Raw genomic sequence first — 26590 nt, forward strand, 5'->3', positions numbered from 1 at the left:
AGAATAAAACATGAAAATATATCACAATCCACGCTGCTCGAAAAGCCGAAAAGGGCTGCAATACCTTGAAGACAAAGGTTGTAATTTTGAAGTTGTAAGCTACCTGACTGATGGCTTAAACGAAAAAGAACTTACGGAGCTGATTGCCAAAACCGGCAAAAAACCTTTTGACTTTGTTCGTCAGCACGAAAAAGACTACAAAGAGCAATACAAAGGAAAAGTATTGAGCGACGAAGAATGGATAAAGGTACTGGTCGAAAATCCGAAACTTCTGCACCGCCCTATCGTGGTAAATGGCGATAAGGCAGTGTTGGGAAATCCACCTGAAAATATTGACGAGATTCTATAAAAAACAAAGCGATACGCGCTTAATGGTTCTAACCGCTTAGCGCTTTATCCCACAAAAAAGAGGCTGCCCAATTTCGGACAGCCTCTTTTCTATTTTTCAAACCGGATATTACAATCCCAACTTTTCTTTTACTAATCCGGGAATATCCCGTGGCTCTTTTGCCACCGGAACATCTGCAGCTTTAAAAGCTTTAATCTTTTCTTCCGCAGTTCCCGATCCACTTGAAATAATAGCACCGGCGTGTCCCATACGTTTTCCCGGAGGTGCTGACTGCCCTGCAATAAACGCAACCACAGGTTTAGTCATTTTCTCCTTGATAAAACGGGCTGCCTGCTCTTCCGCATCACCGCCGATTTCACCAATTAAAACTACGGCTTCGGTTGCCGGATCGTTTTCGTACATCTCCAGCAAATCGATAAAATATAAACCTGAAACGGCATCGCCACCAATTCCTACACAGGTAGTTTGGCCCAGCCCGCTTTCAGTCAACATATTTACCACTTCGTAGGTTAACGTTCCTGAACGCGAGATTAAACCAACGTTTCCTTTTTTAAAGATCATTGCCGGAAGAATACCGATCAAACACTCCTCAGGAGTAATTAATCCAGGACAGTTGGCACCAATCAGTTTTGTACCGTGTTTCTTTAAAACCGGAGTTACTTTAATCATGTCCTGAACCGGAACATGTTCGGTAATACAAACCACCAACTCTATACCTGCATAGCTGGCTTCCATAATGGCGTCGGCTGCAAAAGCCGCCGGCACAAATATTACCGATGCATTGGCGCCTGTTGCTTTAACGGCATCTTCAACACTGTTAAAAACCGGTACACCTTCCACTTCCTGACCGGCTTTACCGGGAGAAGTTCCACCAACAACATTGGTTCCGTATGCTTTCATCTTTTCGGTATGGAAAGCTCCGTCGCGACCGGTAATTCCCTGTACGATTACTTTTGTATCTTTATTTATAAGTATGCTCATTACTTTTTCACTTTTTACTTTAAACTTCTGCCTTACTTTTTACTTAACTCAATTGCTGTTTGAGCCGCTTCGCGCATGGTTTCAACAACCGGCAATCCTGTTTGCTTTATAATTTCCAAACCTTCTTTGGCATTGGTTCCCGACAAACGAATTACAATAGGCACATTGGTTTTTATCTGATCGAGTGCGATTACCAAACCGCGGGCTACATCATCGCAACGGGTAATACCACCAAAAATGTTGATCATAACCGATTTCACATTCTGGTCGCTCAGCAAAATATTCATGGCATCCACCACTTTTTGCGGATTCGATGAACCACCAATATCTAGGAAGTTGGCAGGTTCGCCGCCATACAGTTTAATCATATCCATGGTAGCCATTGCCAAACCGGCACCGTTTACCATACAACCAATATTTCCATCGAGTTTAATGTACGAAAGACCTTTGGCATTTGCTTCAATCTCTTTCAACTCATCTTTATCGGCCTCGCGCATGCTCAAAATTTCTTTCTGGCGATACAAGGCATTGTCATCAAAATTCATTTTACCGTCGATTGCCAGAACCTGTTTATCGGGCGTAAGAACAAGTGGATTTATCTCTGCCAACGAAGAGTCGGTTTCGATATACAAGCGGTAAAGTTTTACCAAAATATTGGCACACTGGCGGATTTCTTTTGGATCGCTAAATAGTTGAATGGCAATTTTACGTGCCTGCCAGGGCATTAATCCCATCGATGGATCGATAGGCATTTTAATGATTTTCTCCGGCGAAACTTTGGCCACTTCTTCAATTTCAACACCACCTTCGGCACTTGCCATAAGCGTTACCGACTTACTGTTCCGGTCGTTGATCAGACCAACATAAAATTCCTTTTCAATATCAACAGCATCGGCAACCAAAACCTTTTCAACCGTAATGCCTTTAATTTCCATTCCTAGAATTTGCTCGGCTTTTTCAACGGCCTCGGCTTTTGTATTCGCCAACTTTACACCACCGGCTTTTCCGCGTCCACCAACGTGTACCTGCGCCTTTATAACACGCAGCTTGTCTTTGTCCGACACATTTTGTTTTACCTCATCAACCGTATGGCAAACAACACCTTCCGGCACAGGAATCCCGTACTTCCTGAATAAATTTCGGGCTTGATATTCATGAATTTTCATATATATTAATTGTTTGTCGTCGAAAGCCAACTATAACCTGACCAGGAGCAAAAACATGGTTAAAGCGCTAGTTCTTTTCTAATTGACTTTCAGTTTTTAAAAATTAATGTTAAATGTAACGATTATTTAACCGCTAAACCCTTCATTTTGTTTTGAATTTTTATGACTTACAACACATTTTTTTTGTAACCAAAATCACTTGATTGTAAAATTCTGCTAAAACAGAAATGCTGTACTGAGCTACTTCTTTTTTTTCAGTAGATTTGCAGCACTTAAACAGATTACAATGAAGGAAGCAATCAGACAAGTTATTGAACACGAAGCAAAAGCCATTCAGGCTATTCCGGTAGAAGACGGGATGCTTGATGCTATTGAATTGATACACCGCCAGGTACACCAAAAGAATGGAAAACTGGTAACCAGCGGCATGGGAAAAGCCGGGCAAATTGCAGCCAATATTGCAACTACATTTAGCTCAACCGGAACACCGGCGGTTTTTCTACATCCCAGCGAATCGCAACATGGCGACCTGGGTGTGCTACAACAAAACGATGTTTTACTGGTGATCTCCAACTCAGGAAAAACACGCGAAATTATTGAGTTGATTGAGCTGGCAGAAAATTTATATGCCGGGCTTCCGCTGATCGTAATTTCGAGTAACCCGGAAGGTGTGCTGGCAAAAGCTGCCGATGCTTTTATTTATACCGGAAACCCACAGGAAGTTTGCCCGCTGGGACTTTCACCTACTACATCAACCACGGTAATGACCGTTATTGGCGATGCGCTGGTGGTATCGATGATGAACAAAATTGGTTTTTCAAACGAAGATTATGCCAAACGCCACCACGGAGGATATTTGGGAAGCAAATCGCGTTTACAGGCCGAGAGCGAGAGAAGGATTGATGTAGATTGATAGACGATTGAATTAGATTGAAAAGATTTATAACCCGAGATTGAAGATGAGAATTACAAAAGAAAATACGGTTGGACTGGTTATCGATATTCAGGAGCGGCTGATTGCTGCCATGAACGAAAAAGAAACACTGTTAAAAAATTGCGAAACACTAACACAGGGCTTGAAAGAGCTGGAAGTGCCAATGTTGGTATCGCAGCAATACACAAAAGGCCTGGGTGAAACAGTACCCGAAATTCAGGCTGCTTTTGATGAATTCAGCTACTTTGAAAAGAAAGACTTTAGCTGCTACGATGTTCCTGAAATTGCTGAAAAATTAAAAGAGCTGAACGCTAAAAATATCATCATTTGCGGAATTGAATCGCACGTGTGTGTGTTGCAAACTGCTGTTGATTTAAAAGCCGCCGGTTTAAATCCGATCGTAGTTATGGATTGTGTTTCATCGCGCACTGCTGCGAATGTTGAATTGGCAAAAGAGCGTTTCCGTTTCGAAGGAATTATGATGAGCTCATACGAATCGATCTTGTTTGAATTAACAGCTTCAGCCGGCGATCCTTCGTTCCGCGCCATTTCAAAACTCGTAAAATAAAAAACACCATAGTCATTGCCTGCAAATAATGCAGGCGATGACAATTAACAAAACAATATGCTCGAAATTTGCGCCATCGCATCAGGAAGTAACGGAAACTGCTATTACATTGGCAACGAGAATTCGGCGATTTTGGTCGACGCCGGAATTTCTACCAAGCAGATTCTGAAACGTATGGATGAACGTGGTTTGGATGCAAACAAGTTACGGGCACTTTTTATTACACACGAACACAGCGACCACATGCGCGGTGCACGGGTTATGGGGAAACGGCTTCAGATTCCGGTGTACATGACCGCCAAAACCTACGATGGATCGTATAAAAATCTTCGGCCCGATTACCCGCGTTTTTTTACCTGCGACGAAACCATCATTGTCGACGATTTTACGGTGCACCCGGTGCAAAAATTCCACGATGCAGCTGAACCCTGTTCTTTCAGAATCAGCTACAACGACATTAACATTGGCGTTTTTACCGACATTGGCGAGGCGTGCGACAATGTAAAAGAGCATGTAGCAAAATGTAATGCATTGTTCCTGGAATCGAACTACGACGAAAAAATGCTTTGGGAAGGCCGCTATCCGCAGTTTCTGAAAGAAAGAGTTGCCTCAAAGGTCGGGCACCTGTCAAACGACCAGGCTTTTGAACTGCTGGATAAACACACCAATGGCGAGTTGAAATGCGTATTTCTGAGCCACATTTCGAAAGACAATAACACCCACAAAAAAGCTTTGGCAACGATGCAACCACTCACCGATCGGTTCGAAATAACTATTGCATCGCGTTTTGAGGCATCGGAAGTTTATCAACTTACTTCTACGGCCGGCCATAAAAAACAAATCCCGAACAATCCCCAAAATTTAAAACTCCAGTTTCCAGAGTTTTAACCAGCCACGAAAGCTGTTTTGGATCTTATTCGAGATTCGTCGCTATCCGGAATTTCTTCCGTTACAAGCCATTCAATAAATTATCGCTTAAAGCCTGCAGCGTTTCTTTTTTGCGTTCCGTTGGCACCAAAATCGAAATATTATGGCGGCTTCCTCCGTACGAGATCATACGAATCGGAATTCCATCCAGGGCATTAAACACCTTCGATGCAAAACCATGTTCCTCCTGAATGATATCGCCAACGATACAAACAATAGTCATATCCTGATCGATAATTACCGTACCAAAATTATCCAGTTCCTCTTTTATTGATTCAAGATTCCGGGTGTCATCGATTGTTAACGAAACGGCCACCTCCGAGGTAGAGATCATATCGATAGGTGTGCGGAAATCGGCAAATATTTTAAAGATTTTCGACAAGAAACCATAGGCATTTAACATCCTTCCTGAACGAATTTTAATCGCCGTAATATCATCTTTGGCAGCAACCGCTTTAATACCACGACCATCCGATTCTGCCGTAATCAGCGTACCGTCGTCAGTCGGATTCATGGTGTTTTTCAGGCGAACCGGGATATTCTGAACACGTGCCGGCAAAACGGTTTGCGGGTGCAGAATTTTTGCTCCGAAAAAGGCCAGCTCAGCCGCTTCGTTATATGACAGCTGATCGATTTTTTTAGTATTGTCAACAAAACGCGGATCGTTGTTATGAAAGCCGTCAATATCCGTCCAAATCTGAATTTCGTCGGCATCAACAGCAGCACCAATCAACGACGCTGTGTAATCGCTACCACCTCGTTGCAGGTTGTTAATTTCACCGTCGGCATCCCGGCAAATAAATCCCTGTGTAATATAATATTTTGCATCGCCAACCTCTTTTATAACCGGCTTGATATGCTCGCGGATATAATTCAGGTCAGCAGCTTTATCCTCATCAATTTTCATAAAATCGAGGGCCGGCAATAACTTTGTATCATGCCCGTTTTCGTTCATCAGCAAGGTTACCAGGTTGGTTGAGATAATCTCGCCCTGTGCCAGAATCGTATTTTCGCCAACTTCGCTAAAAGTGCCTGATGTAAACGATTTTATGGTTTGAAAAACATCTTTAATGATCTTTAAGCCCTTCTTCTTGTTTTCTTCGGAAGTAAAAAGTTCAGCAACTACCTTTTTATAATTCTCCTCCAGGTTACCGATAAAAATACGCGCAGTATCTTTATTCTTCTTTTTAAGGTAATTTGAAATTTCTACCAAAGAATTGGTTGTTCCCGACATAGCTGATAACACAACTATCTTTTGCTCTCCATCGGTTACCAAATCCATAACGGCCCTCATATTCTCGGGCGAGCCAACCGATGTTCCTCCGAATTTTAAAACTTTCATTTCTTGCTTTTTCAAAAATTTAGTGGTGCAAATATGAAGAATTTTTGAATCATTAGAAAAGCTTTCTTTGTGAAATGCATATTTATTCATGCGTTTTGCATATTTATTAACGTTGCGCTATGATAAGTATCACACAACAGCTTAAAAAGCATTGTGATGCAACAAGTACTTTTGGCCAAAACTAAATCAGTAATAAAATGAAACGCATTTTTCTATTAACCCTTATCTACCTTTTTACCTTTTCGGCAATTCAAGCACAAGACGAATCGCCCTATCTTCTGATCAGCAAATCGGATGAATCGTTAGCCGAAGGAATCGCAAAAATTAAATCGGCACTAAGCGAATCGGGATTCAAAATACTTGGAGAATACAGCCCCGCTCAATCTGAAAAATTAGCCGTAGTTTGTTATACACACCCAAAACTGGAAGAAATTGCGCTTAATTTCAGCGATCGAGGTGCTTTGGCATCGGCATTAAAAGTTGGCTTGAAAAAAGAAGGCGAAACGCTGAAAATAAGCATGACAAACCCGATGTACCTGTTTTACGCCTATTTTGTTGACGGCGTTGATGAACAGGAAATGGCATTGCGTTCGATATCTGACCAGGCCATTAAAGCCATGAAAAATATCGGAACAATGGAAGTACCTTTTGGAGGAACACTAGAGAAGAAAAAACTACAAAAATACCACTACAAGGTAATGATGCCCTATTTTACCGATGCTGAAGAACTGAAAACCTTCGATTCATTTGATGAAGGATTAAAAACCATTCGGCAAAACCTAAAGGCCGGTAAAGGTGAAACGGAGAAGGTATATGAATTGGTTTATACCGACAAGGAAGTGGCTGTTTGGGGTGTTGCATTAAAAAATGCAGAAGACGGAGAAGCCCATTTCTTACCGATAATCGGCAACGAACATGTGGCAGCAATGCCATACGAAATCATTCTTCAGGGAAATACGGCAAGCATACTTCCGGGAAAATACCGCATTGCGCTGCATTGGCCCGAACTTACTATGGGTACATTTATGAAGATTATGAGTACTCCCGGTGATATTAAAACAACAATGGAAAAACTAACAGAATAAAAATTGAGGCTGTTTGTGTGCAAACATGAACAGCCTTTTCTACAATAACTTTTCGATAAAAAATTCAACCACATCTTTTCCCGACAGATCTGAAATTCCGATGGCAGGAGCATAAACAATTGCCTCGGCACCAACTTCTTCTGCACGGTCTTTTAGTGCTTTGGCGTGCAACGGATGATGATGCAATTCATCTTCGTTGGTTGGTATGCCACCTTCGTAATGATTGAAAACAAAAAACGGCACCGCATCTTTTGTCATTTTTGCAAGAAAATCGAGTTCCGAGCGAATATCCTTTTGTGCTAAAAGGTCAACACCATCTGCCGATTTCAGTCCAAAAACCCGTGCAATGGTTAACAAGTCTTCAGGATTTTTATACGGTGGAATACCAATCAACCCGGGCCAGCGTAATATGTCGTAGGTTGATTGTGTTGAAAATGCTGCCGCACACGAAATAGTTGTTGATTCCCTCAAAACAGGGTCGTCACTTTCGGCATCACCCATATCATCCGAAAAAGCCAGCCATAAGGATGTTCCTGCTCCCGCAGAGCCACCACTGCAGGCAATGCGATTTTTATCAATATTATACTTTCCGGCATTGGCCCGAATATATTGCAGGCAGCGTTTTGAGTCGTTCATACTACCGAGTATTCCGTATGGCGGCTCACTCATAAAACGGTAATTTATGCTGGCAATGGAGATCCCGGCTTCGAGCAAACGTACCCAGTCTTCCGAATCGTAGTAGCGGCTTTTGTCGCCACCAATAAAACCACCGCCATGAATATACATAACGAGCGGAGTTGGTTGATCTGAATCGGCCAGCCAAATATCAAAAGTATTTCGTTCGTGATTGCCGTAGCGTTCGTTGGCAAAAGATGCAGGTACGCCGGCAGCATTTACAGCCTGTGGCAGATCTATATTTTCAGTCATTTTTGTTTTAGTTTTATTGGTAATTCCGCAAATCAGACGAATGGCAGTATTCGCTTAGTACATTCGCAGTGGTTGCCCGATTTGCAATACGGCGTTTTCCGAAATATTGTTCAGGCGGCACAACTCCGTAATTGATGTTTTAAACTTCCGCGAGATCACCCAAAGCGAATCGCCCGAACGCACCTTGTAATATTCGGGCACAGCAACGTTTGTTGAATAACCTTTTGGTTTTAGCTTTTTGTGCAGCGCCATTAAACTTTCCGTATCCAAGGCATCATCGCGTATTTTTTCTTCTTTAAAATCAAAAACGAGTTCAGGATCAAAAGGCTTTCCGTTTTCGCGCATCTCAAAATGCAAATGTGCTCCGCGTGCCCGCCCTGTACTTCCGGCTAAACCAATGGGCTCCCCTTTTTCCACTTTATCTCCTTTATTTTTGAGAAATGACGTAAGATGAGCGTAATACGTTTCAATATTATTTCGGTGTTGGATAACCACTAGCCGGCCAAACCCATAGCCCCAGTTGGCGCGAACAACAACTCCGCTTTGCGCGGCCACCACAGTATCACCTTTATACATTTTAATATCGGTGCCATAGTGCATTCGCCCTGAGCGCGGTCCAAAACGACTGATAATATACCCGTCGTTACCGGGCACAAGAAACTGTTCCAGGTAACCTTTTTGTGCCGATTCGGGGAAGCTGTCCAACGAAGCTATGAAACCCTCGGTATTTATATTACTTTCCACATTGGGCACATCCAATGTATTAACCGTGATATTTTGCCCAAAAGCAACAGACACTGCAAACAGCAGCAAACAAAAAATTCCCCCTCGCCTGATATTCATGCTACAAAAAAAGTCAAAAGATTCTGGAATTGAAAACGACAAAGCTGAAAGAATATTCTTTGAGTATACAAAATCATCTGTATTAAAATGTATTTCGTTCCGGATATCCAGCAATTAAGGGAGATTTCGCACTGGTTTATCGTCATCTCTCTATACAAAAATTTCATTCGTGTGCTCATTTCATGTTAACAAATATGCTGAAATACCGGAAAAAAAGTGCCTCCGAAAAATCATGCTTATCTTTGCAACACTTACTAAAACAAAACTGATCGCCTGTATAATATTTCAACCTAAAAAATAGAATAAAGATGATTTATTTGGCAGACACCGCAGACATTCAGGCATTAAAAGATTTATACGATTTTTTTCCGCTAACAGGGGTAACAACCAACCCTACTATTTTAAAACAATCGGGCTTAAAACTTTCAGAAGCCATTCAAAACATCATTGATATTGTTGGCAAAGGAACTGTTCACGTTCAGGTGATGAGCGATAAGGCCGACGAAATGGTAAAAGAGGCAAAAACCTATAAAAGTTACTTTAATTTGGGCGATAATTTTTTTGCTAAAATTCCGGTATCGATAGAAGGTTACAAAGCCATGCGCATACTAAAAGATGCAGGCATAAACGTAACGGCAACAGCTATTTTTACGCAGCAACAGGCATTGGTGGCATCGCGTGCCGGAGCCGATTTTGTAGCACCATATGTTAGCCGATTAGACAATATTTCGTCGCACGGGATTGAGGTAGTTGGCGATATTGTTAAAAACACCAAAGAATTTAATCTGGACACCAAAGTGCTGGCAGCCAGCTTTAAAACAGTCGACCAGATTCACCGGGTAAGTATGGTCGGAGCGCAATCGGCAACCATTAGTCCCGAGTTACTTTTCCAACTGATTAAGCACCCGATGACCGACATCAGCATTGCACAGTTTGAAAAAGACGGAGAAGGATTATACAATATCTTTTAACGAAAAGAGAATTAAAGGCGAAGCCCTGAAAGCAATTCATCCTTATTTCCCATAATAATGTGTGGATTGCTTTTGGGATCGAGCCATTTTAGCACCCTTAGCATGTTTTCTTCAGTAATGGCCACACACCCCGCGGTTGACTCGTTCCCGGTTTTATTCAGGTGAAAAAAAATGGCACTTCCTTTACCTTTTACCACCGGATTTGTGTTGTATTCAATTACCATACAATATTTGTAGGCATCGCTTTTTAGCAGCAGGTTTTCGTATGATTGTGCATCGGTTTCGCCCTGTAGGTAACGATTGTAATTTTCCGACTCCGGGTCGTCGATCCATTTATCTTCAGCTGTGGTTTTCTGAAAAGCCATTTTTGTGTCGGCGCTGTCCAAATAAGTAAACAGTTTCCCGAGTTCAAAAATACCCGTTGGCGATTTCCCGTCGCCTTCAACTTTTTCGTTTATTGGAGCAAAACCGTTTTCGCCGATACCCGCCTGCATCACCTCAAAAACAGGCTGCCAGCCTTCTTCTGTTTTTTCGAACGTTAATAAATTTGCATGATGATCAGCCGAGGCAGAATTAAAAACCACCACTAACTGACGTACATCCTGCTGATCCGGCCATTGAATACTTTCAAGGATTTTCTGTCCCACTTTCTCCGGTTTTTGCGGAGCTGTTTTACAAGCTGCCAGCGCAAAAAAAACTCCGAACAAAATGGCTAATTTGTTATACTTCTGAATCATTAAGAGGCAAAGTAAATATAAATTTGCTTCCTTTTCCAACTTCGCTTTCAACACTTATTTTACCGCCGTGTTTCTCAACAAATTCTTTACAAAGTACCAGCCCCAGTCCGGTGCCTTTTTCACCACTTGTTCCGCGGGTAACTTCGGTACTTTCAATACTAAAGATACTTTGCAGTTTATCATGCTCTATTCCTATTCCGTTGTCCTTGATTTTTACTTCGCACCAACTTTTTTTCCTGCCAACTAAAATCGCAATTTCGCCGTCGTTGTGGGTAAACTTTACTGCATTGGCAACCAGGTTGCGTATAATAGTTGAGAACATATTTACATCGGCATTGGCCACCAGCTCTTCCTTAGCAAAAACCTCAATCAGGATATTCTTTTTTAAGGCGGCCTCCTCATGAAAACGCAATAACTCCCTAATTTTTTCGGTAACATTTATGGGCTCAGGATTAAAGGTGATGGCATTTCGTTGCACCCTTGCCCAGGTTAACAAATTGCCCAGCAAGTCGTTAGCTTGTATCGACGATTTGTAAATATTTGAAATGTGCCTTTCCTGATTGGTTTCATCCATGTTCCTGAAACTCATCAGCAGGTTTTCAGAAAAACCTATTATGATATTAAAATGATTACGGAGATCGTGCCCGATTATGGAGAAGAACTTGTCTTTTGTACGGTTTAACTCGTTCAATTCTTTGTTTTTAGCAGTAATTACCTCGTTCTGCTCTTTAATCTGAATGGTACGTTCCAGCACCTTTTTCTCCAGCCTTACTTTTTCCAGTTTCAAACGCCTTTCGCGAAGTTTTATAAATACCCAAATAACCAGAATAACCAATATTAGATAGGCCAGATACGCCACTTTACTGCGCCACCATGGAGGAAGTACGACAATTTGCAAACTCACTCCTTCCTCATTCCAAACCCCGTCGTTATTTGATCCTTTAACCGAAAAGGTATATTCACCGGCAGGCAAAGCAAAAAACGGCACAAACTTACGGTTGGCAATCTCATTCCATTCGTTTGAAATGCCTTCCATTTTATAAGCATAACTGTTTTTGTTGGCGTTGGTAAACTCAAGGGCTGCAAATTCAATGGTAAACGACTGTACATCGTGTTTTAAAACCACCTTCGATTTAGTTGCAACATTAATTTCGTGCTGTTGATTGTTGCTGGTAGTTGTAAAGGCGGTAAACACAATAGTTGGCACATAAGGATTGCCTTTCAACGAATCGGGAAAAAAGGTGTTAAAGCCATTCATTCCTCCAAACAGCAGTTCGCCGTCATCAGCACAATAAGCGGCACGCAGGTTAAATTCAGAACTCTGCAAACCATCTTCAGGCGTAAAAACCTGTATCTCTTTTTTATCCAAATTGTACCGGCACAAACCATTGCCGGTGGCAAACCACAAATCCTGATTTTTATCTTCAACAATTTCGTAAATGTAATTACTTGGCAAGCCATCTTTCTCGTCCAAATAGCTAAACTGTTGTGTGTTTTTATCAAAAATATTGAGTGCCGTATTGGTTCCAATCCATATCCGTTGCCGGCTGTCTTCGCACAACGAAATCACAAAATCGCTACTCAGTTCACCTTCTGCTTTTTTGTAATGAATCAGTTTATCTGATGCAGGATTATACACATCCACCCCACTGATGGTAGCTATCCAGATCAATCCGTCAGAATCTTCCAATAGGGTATAAACCAGGTTCGAACTTATTTTTCTCGAAGCTTCTTCCTGCTGATCAAAACGTATAATTTCTGCCGATTTCTTGTCGACAAGATAAATTCCTAAAGAGGTAGCAATCCAGTACCGATCGTTTTTATCCTGAATGATGTGATAAATACGGGTGTTTTCAAACGCCGGCCAATCGGGGCAATCAAAATATTGCCGCCAATCTTCAAATAAGTTTTTCTGTTTATTCCAAATAAAAATTCCATCACGTGACCCTAACCAAATATTGCCCTCGTTATCCTTAAAAACCACATGTACAAAATCGTTGGGCAGATAATGATTGCCACTTTCCTGCGACGAGAAATGTTCCACCTCATTACTCTCCGGATCAACAATATTCAGCCCCTGTCCCCAGTTTCCTATCCACAATTTGCCATCGTCGTTTTTCAACATTCCGGCAATTACATTGCCCTGCAAATTAACCGATGCCGGCGAATTGCTATGTCGGAAAAGCCGAAACTTGTCCATCTTCAAATCGGTTTTGCTGATACCTGCCAGCGTGCCAACCCACAGGTTTTCCGATTTATCGATCCATAAACTCTGAACAATGTTATGCGTCAGCCCGCTGTTTTCCGAAGTCAGATTTTCAATGGTATAGTGCCCGTTTTCATCGGTCAGAATATAAATTCCGTTTCCTTCTGTTCCCACAACCAGTTCCCCCGATTTGGTTTCCGCGATGCACCGAACACAGCTTCTAAACGAAAAATCTCCGTCCGATGTAAGTGCAAAAACCTGCTCCTTAAACACGTTCTTTTCACGATCAAAGAGAAACAATCCTTCTGTTGTTCCTGCCCATATCCGTGATTTCGAATCCTGGAATAGCTCCGTAACATTCACCTGTTCCAAGGTATCGCCACTAATGAACAAAAACGGATAGCAGGAAAATTCTTCATCTGCAAATGAAAAGACTGCTATACCTTCTGTGCATCCAGCCCAGAGTGTGCCATCGCGATCTTCCAACACCGGAAGTTTTACGTCTTTTATGGCAGGATCGAAAGGAAGGTTACTTTGAAAGTGTGTAAAATGTTTCGCTTCGGGTTCAAAAACAGAAACCACAGGTGGAGTGTGTACAAGCATCTTTCCGCTGCTTAAAAGTAGGTTATTATAACTGTGAGTACTCACCTCTGGATCGTAACCGGTGTGATAATTTATTCGTTCAAAACAATCTTTTTCGCGCAGGTATTTATTTAGTCCACCTTTAGTGCCAACCCACAAATTTCCCTGCCGGTCTTCCGAAATGGCATAAATCCAGTTATTGGAAATGGAAAGCGTATCGTTTGGCAGGTATCGATAAACCTTGAAATTTTCGCCATCAAAACGGTTCAGCCCGTTTTGTGTACCAATCCATATAAAGCCCAGAGAATCCTGAAACATGCAGTTTACAACACTTTGCGACAGCCCTTCGTTGATTGAATAATTGGAAAAAGTAAGTTCACGGGGGTAAGCAAATAACAGCAGCGCAAAGTTAAAGATCAAAAGACAGCACAATCGTTTCATGGTAAAACAAGTAAATTACTATTCGTTAACCAGCGCGATGCGAAGTTCGTGATAAGTTGGGTTATTTCAGAATCTGTCTTTCAATCCGCTAATTCATTACAAAATTGGCATTAACGTCATGAATAAAACAATCATGATTCCCGGGAACCACCAACAGGAATGAAAGCAACTGATATGAAATTTAACTCTCCCTCATTCCCTCTCTTTTCTAAAAGAGAGGGACGATTGTGTCGCAGACATAATCAGGGTGAGTTTAAATATCTTGAAAATACTTTACTGGAATTACCCGGAGGACTTTCAGAAAAAGGAAAGAGGCTGACCTTGCGAAGCCAGCCTCTTTAACGAATCCCACTAAGGACGGATCCTCAGCCCAAAGCCTGACAGACTTTGGTATTATACATGATAAAAAATAAGGGTCTAAATCATTCTTTATAAATAATTCTACCTACCTGAACGTCTCCATCCAGATCTAAACGATAGAGGTATATTCCGGAAACTCTGTGCTCCGGTGCATACTCTACCTTATTAAGTTCACCTCGTAATACAGGACGGTCCATAACACGTGCAACACGTTGTCCGAATAAGTTGTAAACCTCAAGAACACCATGTGCATCTTTGCCTGAAACAAACTCGAAAGTTACCTTATCGCTGAACGGGTTCGGATAAGCGATCAATGGACTTGCTTCGAAAGTAGTCGGAGCAGGAATATGAGCAGATTGAAGCTGCACCGGACCTGATAGTGGCGGTCCACAATATACAGCATGGATAACAATCCATCCTCCATCGAATTCAAAGTTTAATCCGGTCGTCCACTGACCCGGAGCATCCTTTGGTGGAAATGGAGTATCACCTGTCCAAATATGGAAACCATCGAAATTATAACCCTCCTTCAGATCAGTAAATGTTATTGATACATAACCTCCTGAGTAATCTACCACTGCAGTGCCTACAATATTGTCATGATATTCTGGTTCCGGCTCACAAGCTGGTGCACCTGCATACATTGGGATATTATACGTTCCTTGTATTGCAATATAGTTGGTCCAGCCCCAATTGCTCCATGGACCAGCAGGCTCACAATCATCCAAGAAAGAACGACTTGTAACACCATCTAAATATCCACCATAACCAAATGCTGTATTACATGGACAAGGCTCAACTGTAAAGTCATCAGACACTTCACAGAAATCAGGTTCTCCGTCAAAACTTGCTCGTGAAGCTACTACATAGTAACCTCCTTCAGCAAACACTGTTGTAAAGCCACTATATGGTGAAGTTGAAGTGGTTATAGTTTCAAGTAAAACATCATTGCTATCGTAAACTCTTAACTTATCATAACCATTACCGGTTACCTCAAGAGAACCACTACCACATCCTGGAATTCCTGTAACATCTATCCACAGCGCATCTTCCTCTGGATATCCTTGCACTTCAGCTTCATAGTAGAATGGAGCAACCTGAGGAAGTGTCACAGCCAAATCTGTTTTTGCAGCATCGTTATAGAATTCTATCACTAACTGATAGAATCCAGGTTCGCATAGATTACTGATATCTTCTGTTGAAGCAGTAAATCCATCGGGTCCGGTCCAAATATAAGTACGGTATGGACTTACGGCACCACTAACAGTAGCATCAATAGCACCATCGCAATTGAATACGGCCACTCCGTTAACCAAATAAACACATGAAATTGGCTCAGGCACAAGTATTACATTTGCGGCACCTGCAGGCGGAAGTTCGATAAGACTATAATCTGTACACTCGCGGGCATCTGTAACTGTTACTTCGTAAATACCCGGATATAATCCGGTAGGATCCTGACCAGAGTAAGTAAATCCATCTGGTCCGGTCCATGCATAACTATAAGGAGCTGTACCACCAGCCACTTCTAAATCTAATGCGCCATCATGAGCTCCAATCCATGATACTTGCTGACTTACCACAAGACTTTGAATTGCTGGTCCCGGATAAACAGTGATCGTTAATATTGAACTGCTTTGGCAATTCGTAGGCTCGGACACATCGGTTACGGTAACATTATAAACAGTTACAACAGGATTATAAATATCTGTTGGCATGTCAGGTGCGGTTGATTTATCCCAACTGAATGTGAAATCATTTATATCCTGACCGTCATCAAGAATTTCAGCGTTGTAATCATTTGGATCAAACAATGCAGGCTGAAAATCAACACACCACTCATCCTCAGCCGGAGATACCAGCGGATTTGGATTTACATGCAGCGTAATAATTGCTGATGATTCGCATACCAAATCATTGGTCGTATAATAGGCTACAACTGTTACCTGGTCGCCATCTTCGGCATCGAAAGCTGTACTATCACCTGTAATCAGGTAATCTATTGCCATTTCTCCTGTAAGTCCGATTGCTGATGCGGCTTCAGTTAAATCAAATGTTCCGACGCCTTCTCCGGCAACATTCTCACATTCAGTTAGCGAAGCCGGACTTAATACCGGTCGTGGCTCTACATGAAGCGTAATAATTGCTGATGATTCGCATACCAGATCGTTGGCAGTGTAATAGGCAACAACCGTTACCTGGTCGCCATCTTCGGCATCGAAAGCTGTACTATCACCTGTAATCAGGTAATCTATTGCCATTTCTCCTGTAAGTCCGATTGCCGATGCGGCTTCAGTTAAATCAAATGTTCCGACGCCTTCACCTGCAACATTCTCACATTCAGTTAGCGAAGTCGGACTTAATACAGGTCGTGGCTCTACATGCAACGTGATAACAGCAGACGATTCGCACACCAAAGTATTGGCAGTGAAATAGGCAACAACAGTAACCTGGTCGCCATCTTCGGCATCAAAAGCTGCACTATCACCAGTAATCAGGTAATCTATTGACATTGCTCCTGTAAGTCCGATTGCTGATGCGGCTTCGGTTAAATCAAATGTTCCTACGCCTTCTCCGGCAACATTTTCGCATACGGTTAATGAAGCAGGATTTAATGCAGGACGTGGTTCTACAGTAGCATCAACCTGAACGACATTACTCCAACATCCATATTCGTCAAGTTCTGCAACCCAACGCGAATGTGTTCCAACTGCCAACCCGGGAAGCGCCATACAAGGACCATCCACTGTTGCTCCGGTTGGATCAACAATACCATCCTCATCTACACTCGGCATTGAAGTAAACCAGTAGAAATCAGATCCACTGATATCTCTTCCATCTTTTCCCTGAACACAAAGATTAGCCGGATCACCGACACAAACAATATCAGGTATTGGTTCAATCTCAGGGCTGGCACCAACTGTACCTCCAACAAAGTCATTCAGCATAGCATCGGTTGAGTGCGAATTCCTCGTTTCGAAAAAGAACCAGGCACCGCACAAATCTATTCCTATAGGAAGTCCAAGTAAATCAACTCTACCTTCGAAGAAAGACCCGGGATAGTAATCACCAACAGTTTTGGTGTCTTTATGCTCGTATTCGTTCCAGTTAATTCCGGTAACAGGATCGGTATAATCAGGAACCGTATACATTGCACTACTTACTTCAGCTTCTGCAAATACAGTAGCTTCTATAAGTCTTTTTTTCCCTTTTTGTGAAGGATCAAACTGGTATACCTCTATATCCGGAACACGTCCACCTTCAGTAAACGTTGCAAGAATAAGCATATCTCCATACGCTTTTGCGGGGAAGAATGCATTTTTGTCCTCATTTTCAAAACCCGGAGTAATTCCGGCTTCATAAGGAGCTGTTCCGTCCTGAAATACCCAGAAACCAACTTGAGACGAACCTGACGTGGAATTCCTGTCGGTACAGAAATACATGGTGTCATTAATAACAGCAACTGCGGCATTGGTGAGTTCATCTTTGTCTGAAACCTGTCCCCATTCCCAATACATTCCTGTGGCCAAATCATAGTCTTTTGCACCACCTGTAAACTGGTTATCGGTTCCATCAAGTCGCTTTGCGTCAATCACAAATGAGGAAATAATATTTCCATCAGTAAATACATCTACCCACTCGCCAGGAGTGGTACTTGGATTGCCGTCAATAGTAATTTGTGCATTGCCCGTATAGCTGAAGAGCAGTGCACAAAAGAGTAACAAAAGATAGCAATACCATCTTTTGCAGCGCGTGTAATTTTTTTCCATAATCTGATAATTTTTAGTTAAAATGTGTTTTCGTTTTATCAAATCATCATAAAAAAACCTCCATACGCGTCGCCATTCATAAAATTGGTCTATTTGGATTTAATTCTAAGGGGTACAGAGTTAAGTCCTAAGTTTCTCAATATTTTCACGAATGAAAAGTTACGGCGGGTTCATGAGGAAGTCAATCGGGTTTTCTACTGATTTATGGAACTAAAAACAGCCTTGTTAGCACCATATTTTCTGTCGGCATTCGTAACAAAACCGGTTACTGTTTTTCATACCTACTATTGGCAAAGGATAAGTTGGATTTCGGGATATAAAAGATGCAGTATTAATAAAACATTCATGATTACCAGCAATCACCAACAGCGATGAATGTAATGCAATCGCTCAGTTAACTCTCCCTCATTCCCTCTCTTTCCGGAAGAGAGAGATGATTGTGTCGAAGGCACAATCAGGGTGAGTCTATCAATTTTGAAGCAGATTTTGCTATTAATTTTTTTTGGACTTTCAAAAAAAATAAAACAGGCACCGGATGCCTGTTTTTATATAGTAGATAATCATTACACAAAGACTATCAGATTCTAAGCTAGAATATTATTTCGGTAAGCGTATTTTATCATATCCGCTGTAGTACGTATTTTTAGTTTTGCCAATATGTTGCGCTTATGTGTTTCAACAGTGCGCGGACTAATATTAAGGTTCACACCAATTTCTTTATATGACATGCCCTTCGTAAAGAGCTTTAAAACGGTAACTTCCCTTTCCGTAAGCTTATTACTTTGTTTGTTTATTCGACTAGCTTTACGAGCCCTTATCGTACTGCGGAAGATATCCCATACTTTCGACGCGAAATACTCCTCCCCTTCTTTTAGTTTTTTTATTGCCTTAACCAACTCTTTACCCGATGAGTTCTGAAACACGAAGCCTTTTACTCCAAGGCGTATATATTCCTCAAAACAGTCGGCATAGTTGTTACTTACAATCAATAGTACCGGCACTCCGGAAAAAGACCTGCTAATTTGCTTAAGAACTTTCATTCCAGAATTATCGTCGTGAATGATGTCGAAAATTACTACATCAGGCTTTTCCATTCCTTTTCCTGCAATCAGCTTATCAATAGAATCGGCCTGTATAACAACATCTAGTTGATTAGCATCTTCCAGTATTGATTTAATTCCTGAGCCGAAAAGGTTAAACTGTTCCAAAATGGCTATTTTACACATGGCTTCTTACTTTTTAGGGATACAATCCCTATCCGCCTGAGTTGCAAGCTCAAACAGACAATATTTTCATGTTGTGTTCTCTCGTACCTTGATTAATTTCTGTTCTGAAACTCCCTATTTCAATAAAAACTAATCAAGTTTCAATCATCTTAAGAATAAATAGCGCATGTGGTTAACTGGCTTGCGATAGGAATGCTTCTAGTTTATTACGGTTATACAAGTTACAAAATAATGCATACGCAAGTCAATCCGTAAAATTCCGTATTGTCAATTTGAAAATTACTTAGAAAACTGGTAAACAGGAGTAAAATATACTACGGTTAAAATCGCTATTATTATAATAGTTACTCAAAAAGTTGAATGGCTTCAAACAATCACATCACTAAACGGAACAATAGTTTTACTAAGAAGAATTGCGTTTCCCTGGCTATTTAAATCCGGATAAAACGGGAAAATACATTTTGATATTACTTCTAATTATTAATTGTCAGGAAGAAAGAATTACAGAATCTCATTCGATCATTCCATTTCTTACTCCAATAAGCTGATATATTATCGGACAATTTTGACTTTAAGTGAAGACGAGCCCGAATTCAGATAAAATATCATTCGAACTAAACAAGGAAGTACTCTGATAAAACACCGAAATTCTCATATAAATCGAGGATGTTCTGATTTTCAGGCTAGCGGCTTCGAAAAAAAGTAAGATTCATTGTTATTTCTAGCAGCATGAATTTGAAAAAACGTAAGCAAATCCTAACTTTTTCCCGGCCTGCTCTGATAAAAAGCCGAACAAACGAAATTACAAACCGGATTTACAGGCTAAAATCAGGTAATTATTTTCTGTAAAACGAAACTAACGGGTAACAGATCGAGGTCCCCCTCTCTGTAAACCGGAACGGGATCAAAAAAACATGAATTAGTTAGTAAAAACCGGCTACTTTTTACGTTAATGCAGCTTTTTGCTATGGCGGAAAATAGGAGTAATAATTCAGGGGTTACGAAAGGATTAAAACTTACTAATTGGCCTCGGGCGTTCTGCTACGTTTTCCTCTCGGAAAGCGGTTTGCCAGATCATTCACAGCCTCTTCAGCACCAGATTGCTCCATGGCTGCAGCATTTTTCAACACTTTATAAATCGACAGTGCCGAACTATAAGCCTCGCTCCCGGCCAAAGTCATACTGTCGTCTAAACCATTGGTTAAACGTTCCAGTTGTGTATAAAAAGTACGCATGGTTTGTACTGCACGAAAATCCGTTTTTGCTTCGGGTACATCAATAAAATCAGGAATATAATTTGAATATTCCTCTCCATAGTCCAGGGCTTTCGAAACAAAAGCCACTGTTTTATCAACCATTTTGGGCATTTCCTTACGTTCGTCGGTGGTAAGACTCACCAATTTAGGTTCAAGTATATTTACCAGCGTCTCTAACGACTGGTTAATAGCAGTTCTTTCCTCATCACTGAGGACAAATGAAATTCGATTTTGCATTTTATTAAATTTTAGAGTTTGGGGTAAACCGGTAATTTGTGAATCTCCCCAGCCACCCTTCCGGCTGCCGGGTACCTCCAATTAACATTATTTACAGGGTTTCCGCAATCCTGAATTATTGCATAAAAGTTACAAAACAATTAAACATAAGTCAAATTACAGTATTAAGCACTAAGCCACACAGCTCCTAAACGCTGTCAGCAAGCTACTTATAATACTTCTGTAAATAGCAAAATATAGACTATCTATTTAATAACAGCCCAACAAAAACATGACCAAATCAGACGTGATTTATATCCTGTTTCTGATGCTATTTATGCTGTCAAAAGATGGCTAAGTTTTGCTTCAAAAGGAAGATCTATTCCTTTATATTTTTGTCAAAAAAGCATTTACATAAGAATGCATCTGTTCACCACCTTTCTGTTTATCAGTCGATTATGGATTTTTTTTCAATTTTTTTATTTTTTTTTCAATCGCATTAAAACACCTGTATTTATTACTATTCCATTCACTTTTTAACAAGCTGTTTCCTCCCCAATTGCTTTCCTGTTAACAAAAATGCTTGGTAATAAAAAAGCAAGCATCTACATTAGCCGAAGCAAACCTATAGATACAGCGATCATTAAATGTCGATGGACTACTTTTTATTTATCCATGCATCTTTTGAGAACGTAGAGATTTTAAATGTTGAAGTATTAATTTTAATTAAGTTGAGAGAATTTGATTAGGGTTATTTGAAGTTTTTGCAAACCCGCTGTTTGTTAAAAAAAACAGACAGATCAAAAAAGGCAGGACCATTTAATCACTTTCAAGGGTATGCTATGAAAAAATCAGGGCTTTTAGCACTGCTGGTTCTATGTGTGATCAGCTGGGCATCGTTTGGACAAAATCCGGACCACAGATTCAAAATGATTGGGCAAAATGCTCAATCCATTCTTATCAATCAAACCTATTCGGAAACAGTAGAAATCCTCCCATTCGGACAGATCGGAAAGCCAATTTACGGACTTGATGCCACGGCAGATATTACGCTGAATGGCGAAAATTCGTTGGTTCGCTTAGTACTAATCGACAATGACTTTAATGAATATCTGATTTACGAAAGTTATAATCTTTTACTGGAGGCGGAGAAATCATTTTCGGTTAAAGACATTTGTGAAGAAACAAGTATTTTGAATGGCATAAAGCCTTATTCTATACAGATAGAGATTGAGGATGCTCAGCTAAAGTTAAAAAGCCTGAGTTATTCAACAAGTATTGAATCAGGACTTGATGTGGAGCAGGCAAAAAAAGAGAAGAAACAAGGCCAGAATGAGGTTAAGATCAACAAGATCAATAAAAATCTAAAAGAGAAAGGGAAACATTGGATAGCCGGGCCAACCAGCGTTTCGGAACTCAGTTACGGAGAAAGAAAAAAACTATACGGACAAAGCACCTTCCCTGCAGGATTTGAATATTATGCAGGGGGTGTGATTTCAGCAAGCAGCACTGCGTCTACCAGCACTGATGACGGAACGTTAAAATCGGCCACCGCTGCAAGCCCTTATGTGGGCGAATGGGACTGGCGTAACCGGCATGGAAAGAACTGGATGACATCTATAAAAGACCAAAGCACTTGTGGTTCTTGCTGGGCTTTTTCTACAACAGCAGCAACAGAGGCATTGGTTAATATCTTCTATAACCAAAAATTAAACCTCGATTTATCAGAGCAGGTACTCGTTTCATGTAGCGGTGCCGGCGACTGCGATGGAGGTTATCCCAGTTACGCTTTAGATTACATTACCAATACAGGTCTTATTGATGAAGCTGCCTTCCCCTACTCTGCCTCTTTGGAATCCTGTAATTCTAAATCTACACCTGCATCAGAACTAATAAAAATTGGTGGTAAGATTTATACCGGAACTACCGCAAACCCGCTTACTGAAGAAACAGTTAAAAGAATGCTTATTCAGAATGGGCCATTAAGTAGTGGTTTATACAACTGGGCACACACCATGGCTTTAGTTGGATATAAAGTAGTTGAAGTAGGAGACCAGTTTTTTAGCAGCTCATATGGATTTACAACAATTCAGGCAGGAGATCCTTTAGTTGGAAAAACAGTATGGATCTTCAAAAACAGCTGGGGAATTAACTTTGGAGATGCCGGATACGTCTATGTAGACGAACCAGACTTGTCGAACATGCTCTACACACAAGGATTAAAAACACCAGTAGTAAGTGCTATAAAAAACTACCAGGTTATTTGCGATGACCGTGATGGAGATGGTTATTACTGGTGGGGACTGGGGCCGAAACCTGCAAACTGTCCTCCGTGTCCTGATTTAGCAGATGGAGATGACTCCGATGCCACAAAGGGGCCTTTGGATGAATACGGTTATTGTATGCCATTAGGCGGAACGGCAGCACCGGTTGCCAACTTTTCAGCCAACAAAACGACAGTAAACACAAACGAAACTGTTTCATTCTCTGACTTGTCAACCAACTCGCCAACTTCGTGGAGTTGGACACTCGAAGGAGGAAGTCCGGCAACATCCACAGCACAAAATCCAACTGTTACCTATAGTACTGCAGGAACCTACAAAGTAACTTTAACAGCAACAAATGCTGATGGATCGAATACAAAAAGTGTAGATAATTACATTACAGTTACCGAACCGGTAATTGCACCTGTTGCTGATTTTTCAGCCGGTCCGAGATCGCTTGAAAAAGGCGGAACCGTTACTTTCTCTGATCTTTCAACTAACACACCAACGTCGTGGAGCTGGACTTTTGAAGGAGGAAATCCGGCAACATCAACGGCGAAAAATCCGACAGTTACCTATAACAGTTCCGGCTCTTACAAGGTTATTTTGACCGCAACAAATGCCGGTGGTTCGAATACAAAAACTGCATACAACTATATCGAGGTGACGGAACCTGTAGTTTTACCGGTTGCTGATTTCGCTGCAAATAAAACCATAATCAACACCGGCGAATCGGTTAGTTTTTCTGATTTGTCATCTGATGCAACTGCGCGGAGCTGGACTTTTGAAGGCGGTTCACCAACAACATCAACAGCACAAAATCCGGTAGTAACTTACTATACATCCGGCACCTATAAGGTGACAATAATAGCAACCAATGCAGACGGTTCGGATACAAAATTTGTTGACAACTACATATCGGTTAACGATCCTGTTAAAGTTGTTCTTCCTGTGGCTAATTTTTCAGCCAACAAGACAGCTGTGAATACAGGTGGTTCAGTAAATTTCTCTGACCTTTCATCCGATGCGACATCTTGGAACTGGACTTTTGAGGGAGCCGACAAAACCTCTTCAACATTGCAGAATCCATCGATCACATACAGTAAAGCCGGTACGTACAATGTTAGCTTAACTGCTACAAATTCTGACGGATCGGATACAAAAACAATCGTTGATTACATTCAGGTGAATGAACCTGCGGTTCTTCCGGTAGCTGATTTCACCGCGAACAAAACGATAATCAACACAGGTGAGTCAGTTAATTTCTCTGATCTGTCATCTGATGCAACCTCGTGGAGCTGGACTTTTGAAGGAGCAGACAATACTTCGTCAACACTTCAGAATCCTTCGATTACATACAGTACCGCTGGTATTTTCAATGTTAGTTTAACTGCTACAAATGCTGACGGATCGGATACAAAGATAATCGTTGATTACATTCAGGTGAATGAACCTGTAATTCTTCCGGTGGCTGATTTTGCGGCAAATAAAACCATAATCACAAAAGGAGAGTCGATTAATTTTTCGGACCTGTCATCCGATGCAAATTCGTGGAGCTGGACTTTTGAAGGAGCTGACCAAACTTCTTCAACGCTTCAAAATCCATCGATTAAATACAGTACTGTTGGTCTTTTCAATGTAACTTTAACGGCGATAAATGCTGATGGATCAGATACGAAAACCATAGTCGATTACATTGAAGTGAGGCAACCGGTTATTGCACCGGTGGCTGAATACTCGGCAGATAAAACCACTATCACTGAGGGGCAAACAGTAGCATTCAAGGATCTATCTTCCAATGAACCAAGCTCATGGAGCTGGACCTTTGAAGGCGGAACACCGGGCACTTCAACCCAGCAAAACCCATCAATTACCTACTCAACGTCAGGTTCGTACAGCGTAACGCTCACCACCTCGAACGCGGGTGGCACCGACACGAAAACCGCGGTAAGTTATATCCAGGTTGAGCCATATGTTCCTTCCTATTGTATTCCTACAGCATCAGCAAGTGATGAATGGATTGCAGGCGTTAATATTAATGGACAATCCAAAAATTCAGGTTCAAATGGTTACAGCGATTTTACTGCATTTGGGTTTGACTTAGAAAGTGGAACAAGCGAAACAATTACATTGACACCCGGATTTAGTTCAAGAAGCAAATTTGAGTATTGGGCAGTTTGGATCGACTTTGATCAGGATATGATTTTCTCAGATTCGGAGAAGATTCTGAGTTCATCAAAATCAAAATCAGAAATTACTGCAGGTTTTAACGTACCGGCCGGACTTAATTTAACCACACGAATGAGAGTGGCAATGGGCTCAACTGCCCCAACGGCTTGTGGCGATCTGACAGGAGAAATTGAAGACTATACAGTAACAATAGCTGAGCCTGCACCAGTTGCTGATTTTACAGCAAGCAGTCCAAACGTTGCGGTTGGAGAATCAGTCCAGTTTACCAATACTTCTCTGTATAATCCTACAAGTTTAGTCTGGAATTTTGACAGTAATTATGCCAGTGCAAGTGCAAGTGCTTCGACTTCCGAAAATCCGGTAGTTTCGTATGACAGTCCCGGCGATTATGTAGTTACCTTAACTGCGTCAAACAATTTGGGATCGTCCCAGAAAAGCATGACAATTACTGTTTACGATCAAAATGACAATTCATCGGTTAACTATTGTGCACCTTCTAATATAAGTAGTACTCAAAACTATATTACCAGTGTTATTTTTGATGGTATTGAAGTACAATCCGGATCCGATGGCTATATCCTTGCTGCAAGCTCTTTTAATGATATCACTCCGGGGCAAAATTACTTTACCGAATTAATACCACTTAACGTTACTACCCGCAATTTCTGGAGAGTTTGGATCGACTTTAACCAGGATGGAGATTTTGATGATGCCGATGAAACGGTATTCCAGTTAAATAATAAAAAGGGAACTGTTAGTGATAACATTTTTATTCCGTCGTATGCAAACGGAACAACACGCATGCGGATTGCAATGAAAATTGGAAGTGCTCCATCATCTTGTGAAGACGGATTTGACGGCGAAGTAGAAGACTATACCATTTCTTTTGCGCCTCCAATGGCATCTGCCAGTAATCCGGCCTCAGATTCCTGGTTAGAAAGAAACATTTCAATTTATCCAAATCCGGCAATCAGTTTCATAAATATAAACCTGGATGAAGTGGGATTTGATGACTCGTATTCCGTTTACGACCTTAGCGGTAAAAAACTAGTTGAAGAACAACTTACTTCTTCATTTCTCAGAGTCGATTTATCCGGTTACCCTTCAGGAATTTATATGGTGAAAGTGATAAACTTTAATCAGCCTACGATTCAAAAGATCATAAAAAAATAAGGAGACAACGAATCCCAGACTGATGTGGACGCATAAAAAGAGAGTTGCTAATTTTTTAGTGACTCTTTTTTGTTTT

At 41.2% G+C, this 26590-nt stretch carries 17 protein-coding genes; 7 read left to right on the plus strand and 10 right to left on the minus strand.

The window, feature by feature from the left end; all coding sequences use genetic code 11:
- Positions 1-10 precede the first annotated feature (10 nt).
- Complete coding sequence (arsC, locus tag LH29_RS22255; RefSeq protein WP_045033540.1) at positions 11-349, plus strand: arsenate reductase (glutaredoxin); 339 nt, start codon at positions 11-13, stop codon at positions 347-349.
- A 108-nt stretch (positions 350-457) separates the two neighbouring features.
- On the opposite strand, the gene sucD is transcribed toward arsC, so the two are convergent.
- Both sucD and sucC read right to left on the minus strand, forming a co-directional pair.
- Complete coding sequence (sucD, locus tag LH29_RS22260; protein ID WP_045033541.1) at positions 458-1330, minus strand: succinate--CoA ligase subunit alpha; 873 nt, start codon at positions 1328-1330, stop codon at positions 458-460.
- Between the two features lie 32 nt (positions 1331-1362).
- Entirely contained in the window at positions 1363-2496 is a 1134-nt protein-coding gene (sucC, locus tag LH29_RS22265; RefSeq protein WP_045033591.1) for an ADP-forming succinate--CoA ligase subunit beta, read from the minus strand.
- A gap of 286 nt (positions 2497-2782) precedes the next feature.
- Here sucC and LH29_RS22270 point away from each other — a divergent pair, with 286 nt between their 5' ends.
- Genes LH29_RS22270 through LH29_RS22280 form a run of 3 tightly spaced genes read left to right on the plus strand, consistent with a single transcriptional unit; the run spans position 2783 to position 4886 of the window.
- Entirely contained in the window at positions 2783-3409 is a 627-nt protein-coding gene (locus tag LH29_RS22270; protein WP_045033542.1) for a KpsF/GutQ family sugar-phosphate isomerase, read from the plus strand.
- Positions 3410-3455: 46 nt separating this feature from the next.
- Positions 3456-3998 carry an isochorismatase family protein gene (locus LH29_RS22275; RefSeq protein ID WP_045033543.1) on the plus strand — a complete coding sequence of 181 codons (543 nt, stop codon included), beginning with the start codon at positions 3456-3458 and terminating at the stop codon, positions 3996-3998.
- A gap of 57 nt (positions 3999-4055) precedes the next feature.
- The gene (locus LH29_RS22280; RefSeq protein ID WP_045033544.1) at positions 4056-4886 is read left to right on the plus strand and encodes an MBL fold metallo-hydrolase; all 831 of its coding nucleotides are present in this window, start codon (positions 4056-4058) and stop codon (positions 4884-4886) included.
- 61 nt (positions 4887-4947) lie between these two features.
- Here the strand turns inward: LH29_RS22280 and LH29_RS22285 are convergent, their stop codons facing one another.
- Positions 4948-6267, minus strand: coding sequence for an aspartate kinase (locus tag LH29_RS22285; RefSeq protein ID WP_045033592.1), 1320 nt, complete (start codon positions 6265-6267; stop codon positions 4948-4950).
- Positions 6268-6464: 197 nt separating this feature from the next.
- Between LH29_RS22285 and LH29_RS22290 the strand changes: the two genes are divergently transcribed.
- On the plus strand, positions 6465-7352 hold the full coding sequence (locus tag LH29_RS22290) for a hypothetical protein (protein ID WP_045033545.1): 888 nt from the start codon (positions 6465-6467) through the stop codon (positions 7350-7352).
- A 39-nt stretch (positions 7353-7391) separates the two neighbouring features.
- On the opposite strand, the gene LH29_RS24155 is transcribed toward LH29_RS22290, so the two are convergent.
- Both LH29_RS24155 and LH29_RS24160 read right to left on the minus strand, forming a co-directional pair.
- On the minus strand, positions 7392-8279 hold the full coding sequence (locus LH29_RS24155; protein WP_052671177.1) for an alpha/beta hydrolase: 888 nt from the start codon (positions 8277-8279) through the stop codon (positions 7392-7394).
- A 54-nt stretch (positions 8280-8333) separates the two neighbouring features.
- Positions 8334-9122 carry a M23 family metallopeptidase gene (locus tag LH29_RS24160; protein WP_052671178.1) on the minus strand — a complete coding sequence of 263 codons (789 nt, stop codon included), beginning with the start codon at positions 9120-9122 and terminating at the stop codon, positions 8334-8336.
- Positions 9123-9430: 308 nt separating this feature from the next.
- Here LH29_RS24160 and LH29_RS22305 point away from each other — a divergent pair, with 308 nt between their 5' ends.
- Positions 9431-10093, plus strand: a complete 663-nt coding sequence (locus LH29_RS22305; RefSeq protein WP_045033546.1) for a transaldolase family protein — start codon at positions 9431-9433, stop codon at positions 10091-10093.
- Positions 10094-10104: 11 nt separating this feature from the next.
- Here LH29_RS22305 and LH29_RS22310 read toward each other — a convergent pair whose 3' ends face one another.
- From LH29_RS22310 to LH29_RS22330, 5 genes are all read right to left on the minus strand, one after another.
- Positions 10105-10830 carry a L,D-transpeptidase family protein gene (locus tag LH29_RS22310; protein WP_052671179.1) on the minus strand — a complete coding sequence of 242 codons (726 nt, stop codon included), beginning with the start codon at positions 10828-10830 and terminating at the stop codon, positions 10105-10107.
- Positions 10814-14059: a ligand-binding sensor domain-containing protein gene (locus LH29_RS22315; RefSeq protein WP_082063907.1), complete on the minus strand. Its 3246-nt coding sequence runs from the start codon at positions 14057-14059 to the stop codon at positions 10814-10816. Before LH29_RS22315 ends, LH29_RS22310 begins: the two co-directional genes overlap by 17 nt.
- A 422-nt stretch (positions 14060-14481) precedes the next feature.
- The gene (locus LH29_RS22320; RefSeq protein WP_045033548.1) at positions 14482-18189 is read right to left on the minus strand and encodes a T9SS type A sorting domain-containing protein; all 3708 of its coding nucleotides are present in this window, start codon (positions 18187-18189) and stop codon (positions 14482-14484) included.
- A 584-nt stretch (positions 18190-18773) separates the two neighbouring features.
- Complete coding sequence (locus LH29_RS22325; protein ID WP_045033549.1) at positions 18774-19415, minus strand: response regulator transcription factor; 642 nt, start codon at positions 19413-19415, stop codon at positions 18774-18776.
- Positions 19416-20434: 1019 nt separating this feature from the next.
- Positions 20435-20908 carry a hypothetical protein gene (locus tag LH29_RS22330; protein ID WP_157493801.1) on the minus strand — a complete coding sequence of 158 codons (474 nt, stop codon included), beginning with the start codon at positions 20906-20908 and terminating at the stop codon, positions 20435-20437.
- Between the two features lie 821 nt (positions 20909-21729).
- Here LH29_RS22330 and LH29_RS24165 point away from each other — a divergent pair.
- Positions 21730-26514 (plus strand): PKD domain-containing protein, encoded by a 4785-nt coding sequence (locus LH29_RS24165; RefSeq protein WP_157493802.1) that lies wholly within the window; start codon positions 21730-21732, stop codon positions 26512-26514.
- Positions 26515-26590 lie beyond the last annotated feature (76 nt).

The organism is Draconibacterium sediminis, assembly GCF_000949475.1.
Lineage (GTDB): Bacteria > Bacteroidota > Bacteroidia > Bacteroidales > Prolixibacteraceae > Draconibacterium > Draconibacterium sediminis.

What these genes read in the sequence shown, in the direction of transcription:
- LH29_RS22275 (WP_045033543.1), top strand. Translation starts at nt 3,456, where the DNA reads ATGAGAATTACAAAAGAAAATACGGTTGGACTGGTTATCGATATTCAG.
- LH29_RS22270 (WP_045033542.1), top strand. Translation starts at nt 2,783, where the DNA reads ATGAAGGAAGCAATCAGACAAGTTATTGAACACGAAGCAAAAGCCATT.
- LH29_RS24160 (WP_052671178.1), bottom strand. Translation starts at nt 9,122, where the DNA reads ATGAATATCAGGCGAGGGGGAATTTTTTGTTTGCTGCTGTTTGCAGTG.
- arsC (WP_045033540.1), top strand. Translation starts at nt 11, where the DNA reads ATGAAAATATATCACAATCCACGCTGCTCGAAAAGCCGAAAAGGGCTG.
- LH29_RS22315 (WP_082063907.1), bottom strand. Translation starts at nt 14,059, where the DNA reads ATGAAACGATTGTGCTGTCTTTTGATCTTTAACTTTGCGCTGCTGTTA.
- LH29_RS22325 (WP_045033549.1), bottom strand. Translation starts at nt 19,415, where the DNA reads ATGTGTAAAATAGCCATTTTGGAACAGTTTAACCTTTTCGGCTCAGGA.
- LH29_RS24165 (WP_157493802.1), top strand. Translation starts at nt 21,730, where the DNA reads ATGAAAAAATCAGGGCTTTTAGCACTGCTGGTTCTATGTGTGATCAGC.
- sucD (WP_045033541.1), bottom strand. Translation starts at nt 1,330, where the DNA reads ATGAGCATACTTATAAATAAAGATACAAAAGTAATCGTACAGGGAATT.
- LH29_RS22290 (WP_045033545.1), top strand. Translation starts at nt 6,465, where the DNA reads ATGAAACGCATTTTTCTATTAACCCTTATCTACCTTTTTACCTTTTCG.
- LH29_RS22310 (WP_052671179.1), bottom strand. Translation starts at nt 10,830, where the DNA reads ATGATTCAGAAGTATAACAAATTAGCCATTTTGTTCGGAGTTTTTTTT.
- LH29_RS22320 (WP_045033548.1), bottom strand. Translation starts at nt 18,189, where the DNA reads ATGGAAAAAAATTACACGCGCTGCAAAAGATGGTATTGCTATCTTTTG.
- sucC (WP_045033591.1), bottom strand. Translation starts at nt 2,496, where the DNA reads ATGAAAATTCATGAATATCAAGCCCGAAATTTATTCAGGAAGTACGGG.
- LH29_RS22280 (WP_045033544.1), top strand. Translation starts at nt 4,056, where the DNA reads ATGCTCGAAATTTGCGCCATCGCATCAGGAAGTAACGGAAACTGCTAT.
- LH29_RS22285 (WP_045033592.1), bottom strand. Translation starts at nt 6,267, where the DNA reads ATGAAAGTTTTAAAATTCGGAGGAACATCGGTTGGCTCGCCCGAGAAT.
- LH29_RS22305 (WP_045033546.1), top strand. Translation starts at nt 9,431, where the DNA reads ATGATTTATTTGGCAGACACCGCAGACATTCAGGCATTAAAAGATTTA.
- LH29_RS24155 (WP_052671177.1), bottom strand. Translation starts at nt 8,279, where the DNA reads ATGACTGAAAATATAGATCTGCCACAGGCTGTAAATGCTGCCGGCGTA.
- LH29_RS22330 (WP_157493801.1), bottom strand. Translation starts at nt 20,908, where the DNA reads ATGCAAAATCGAATTTCATTTGTCCTCAGTGATGAGGAAAGAACTGCT.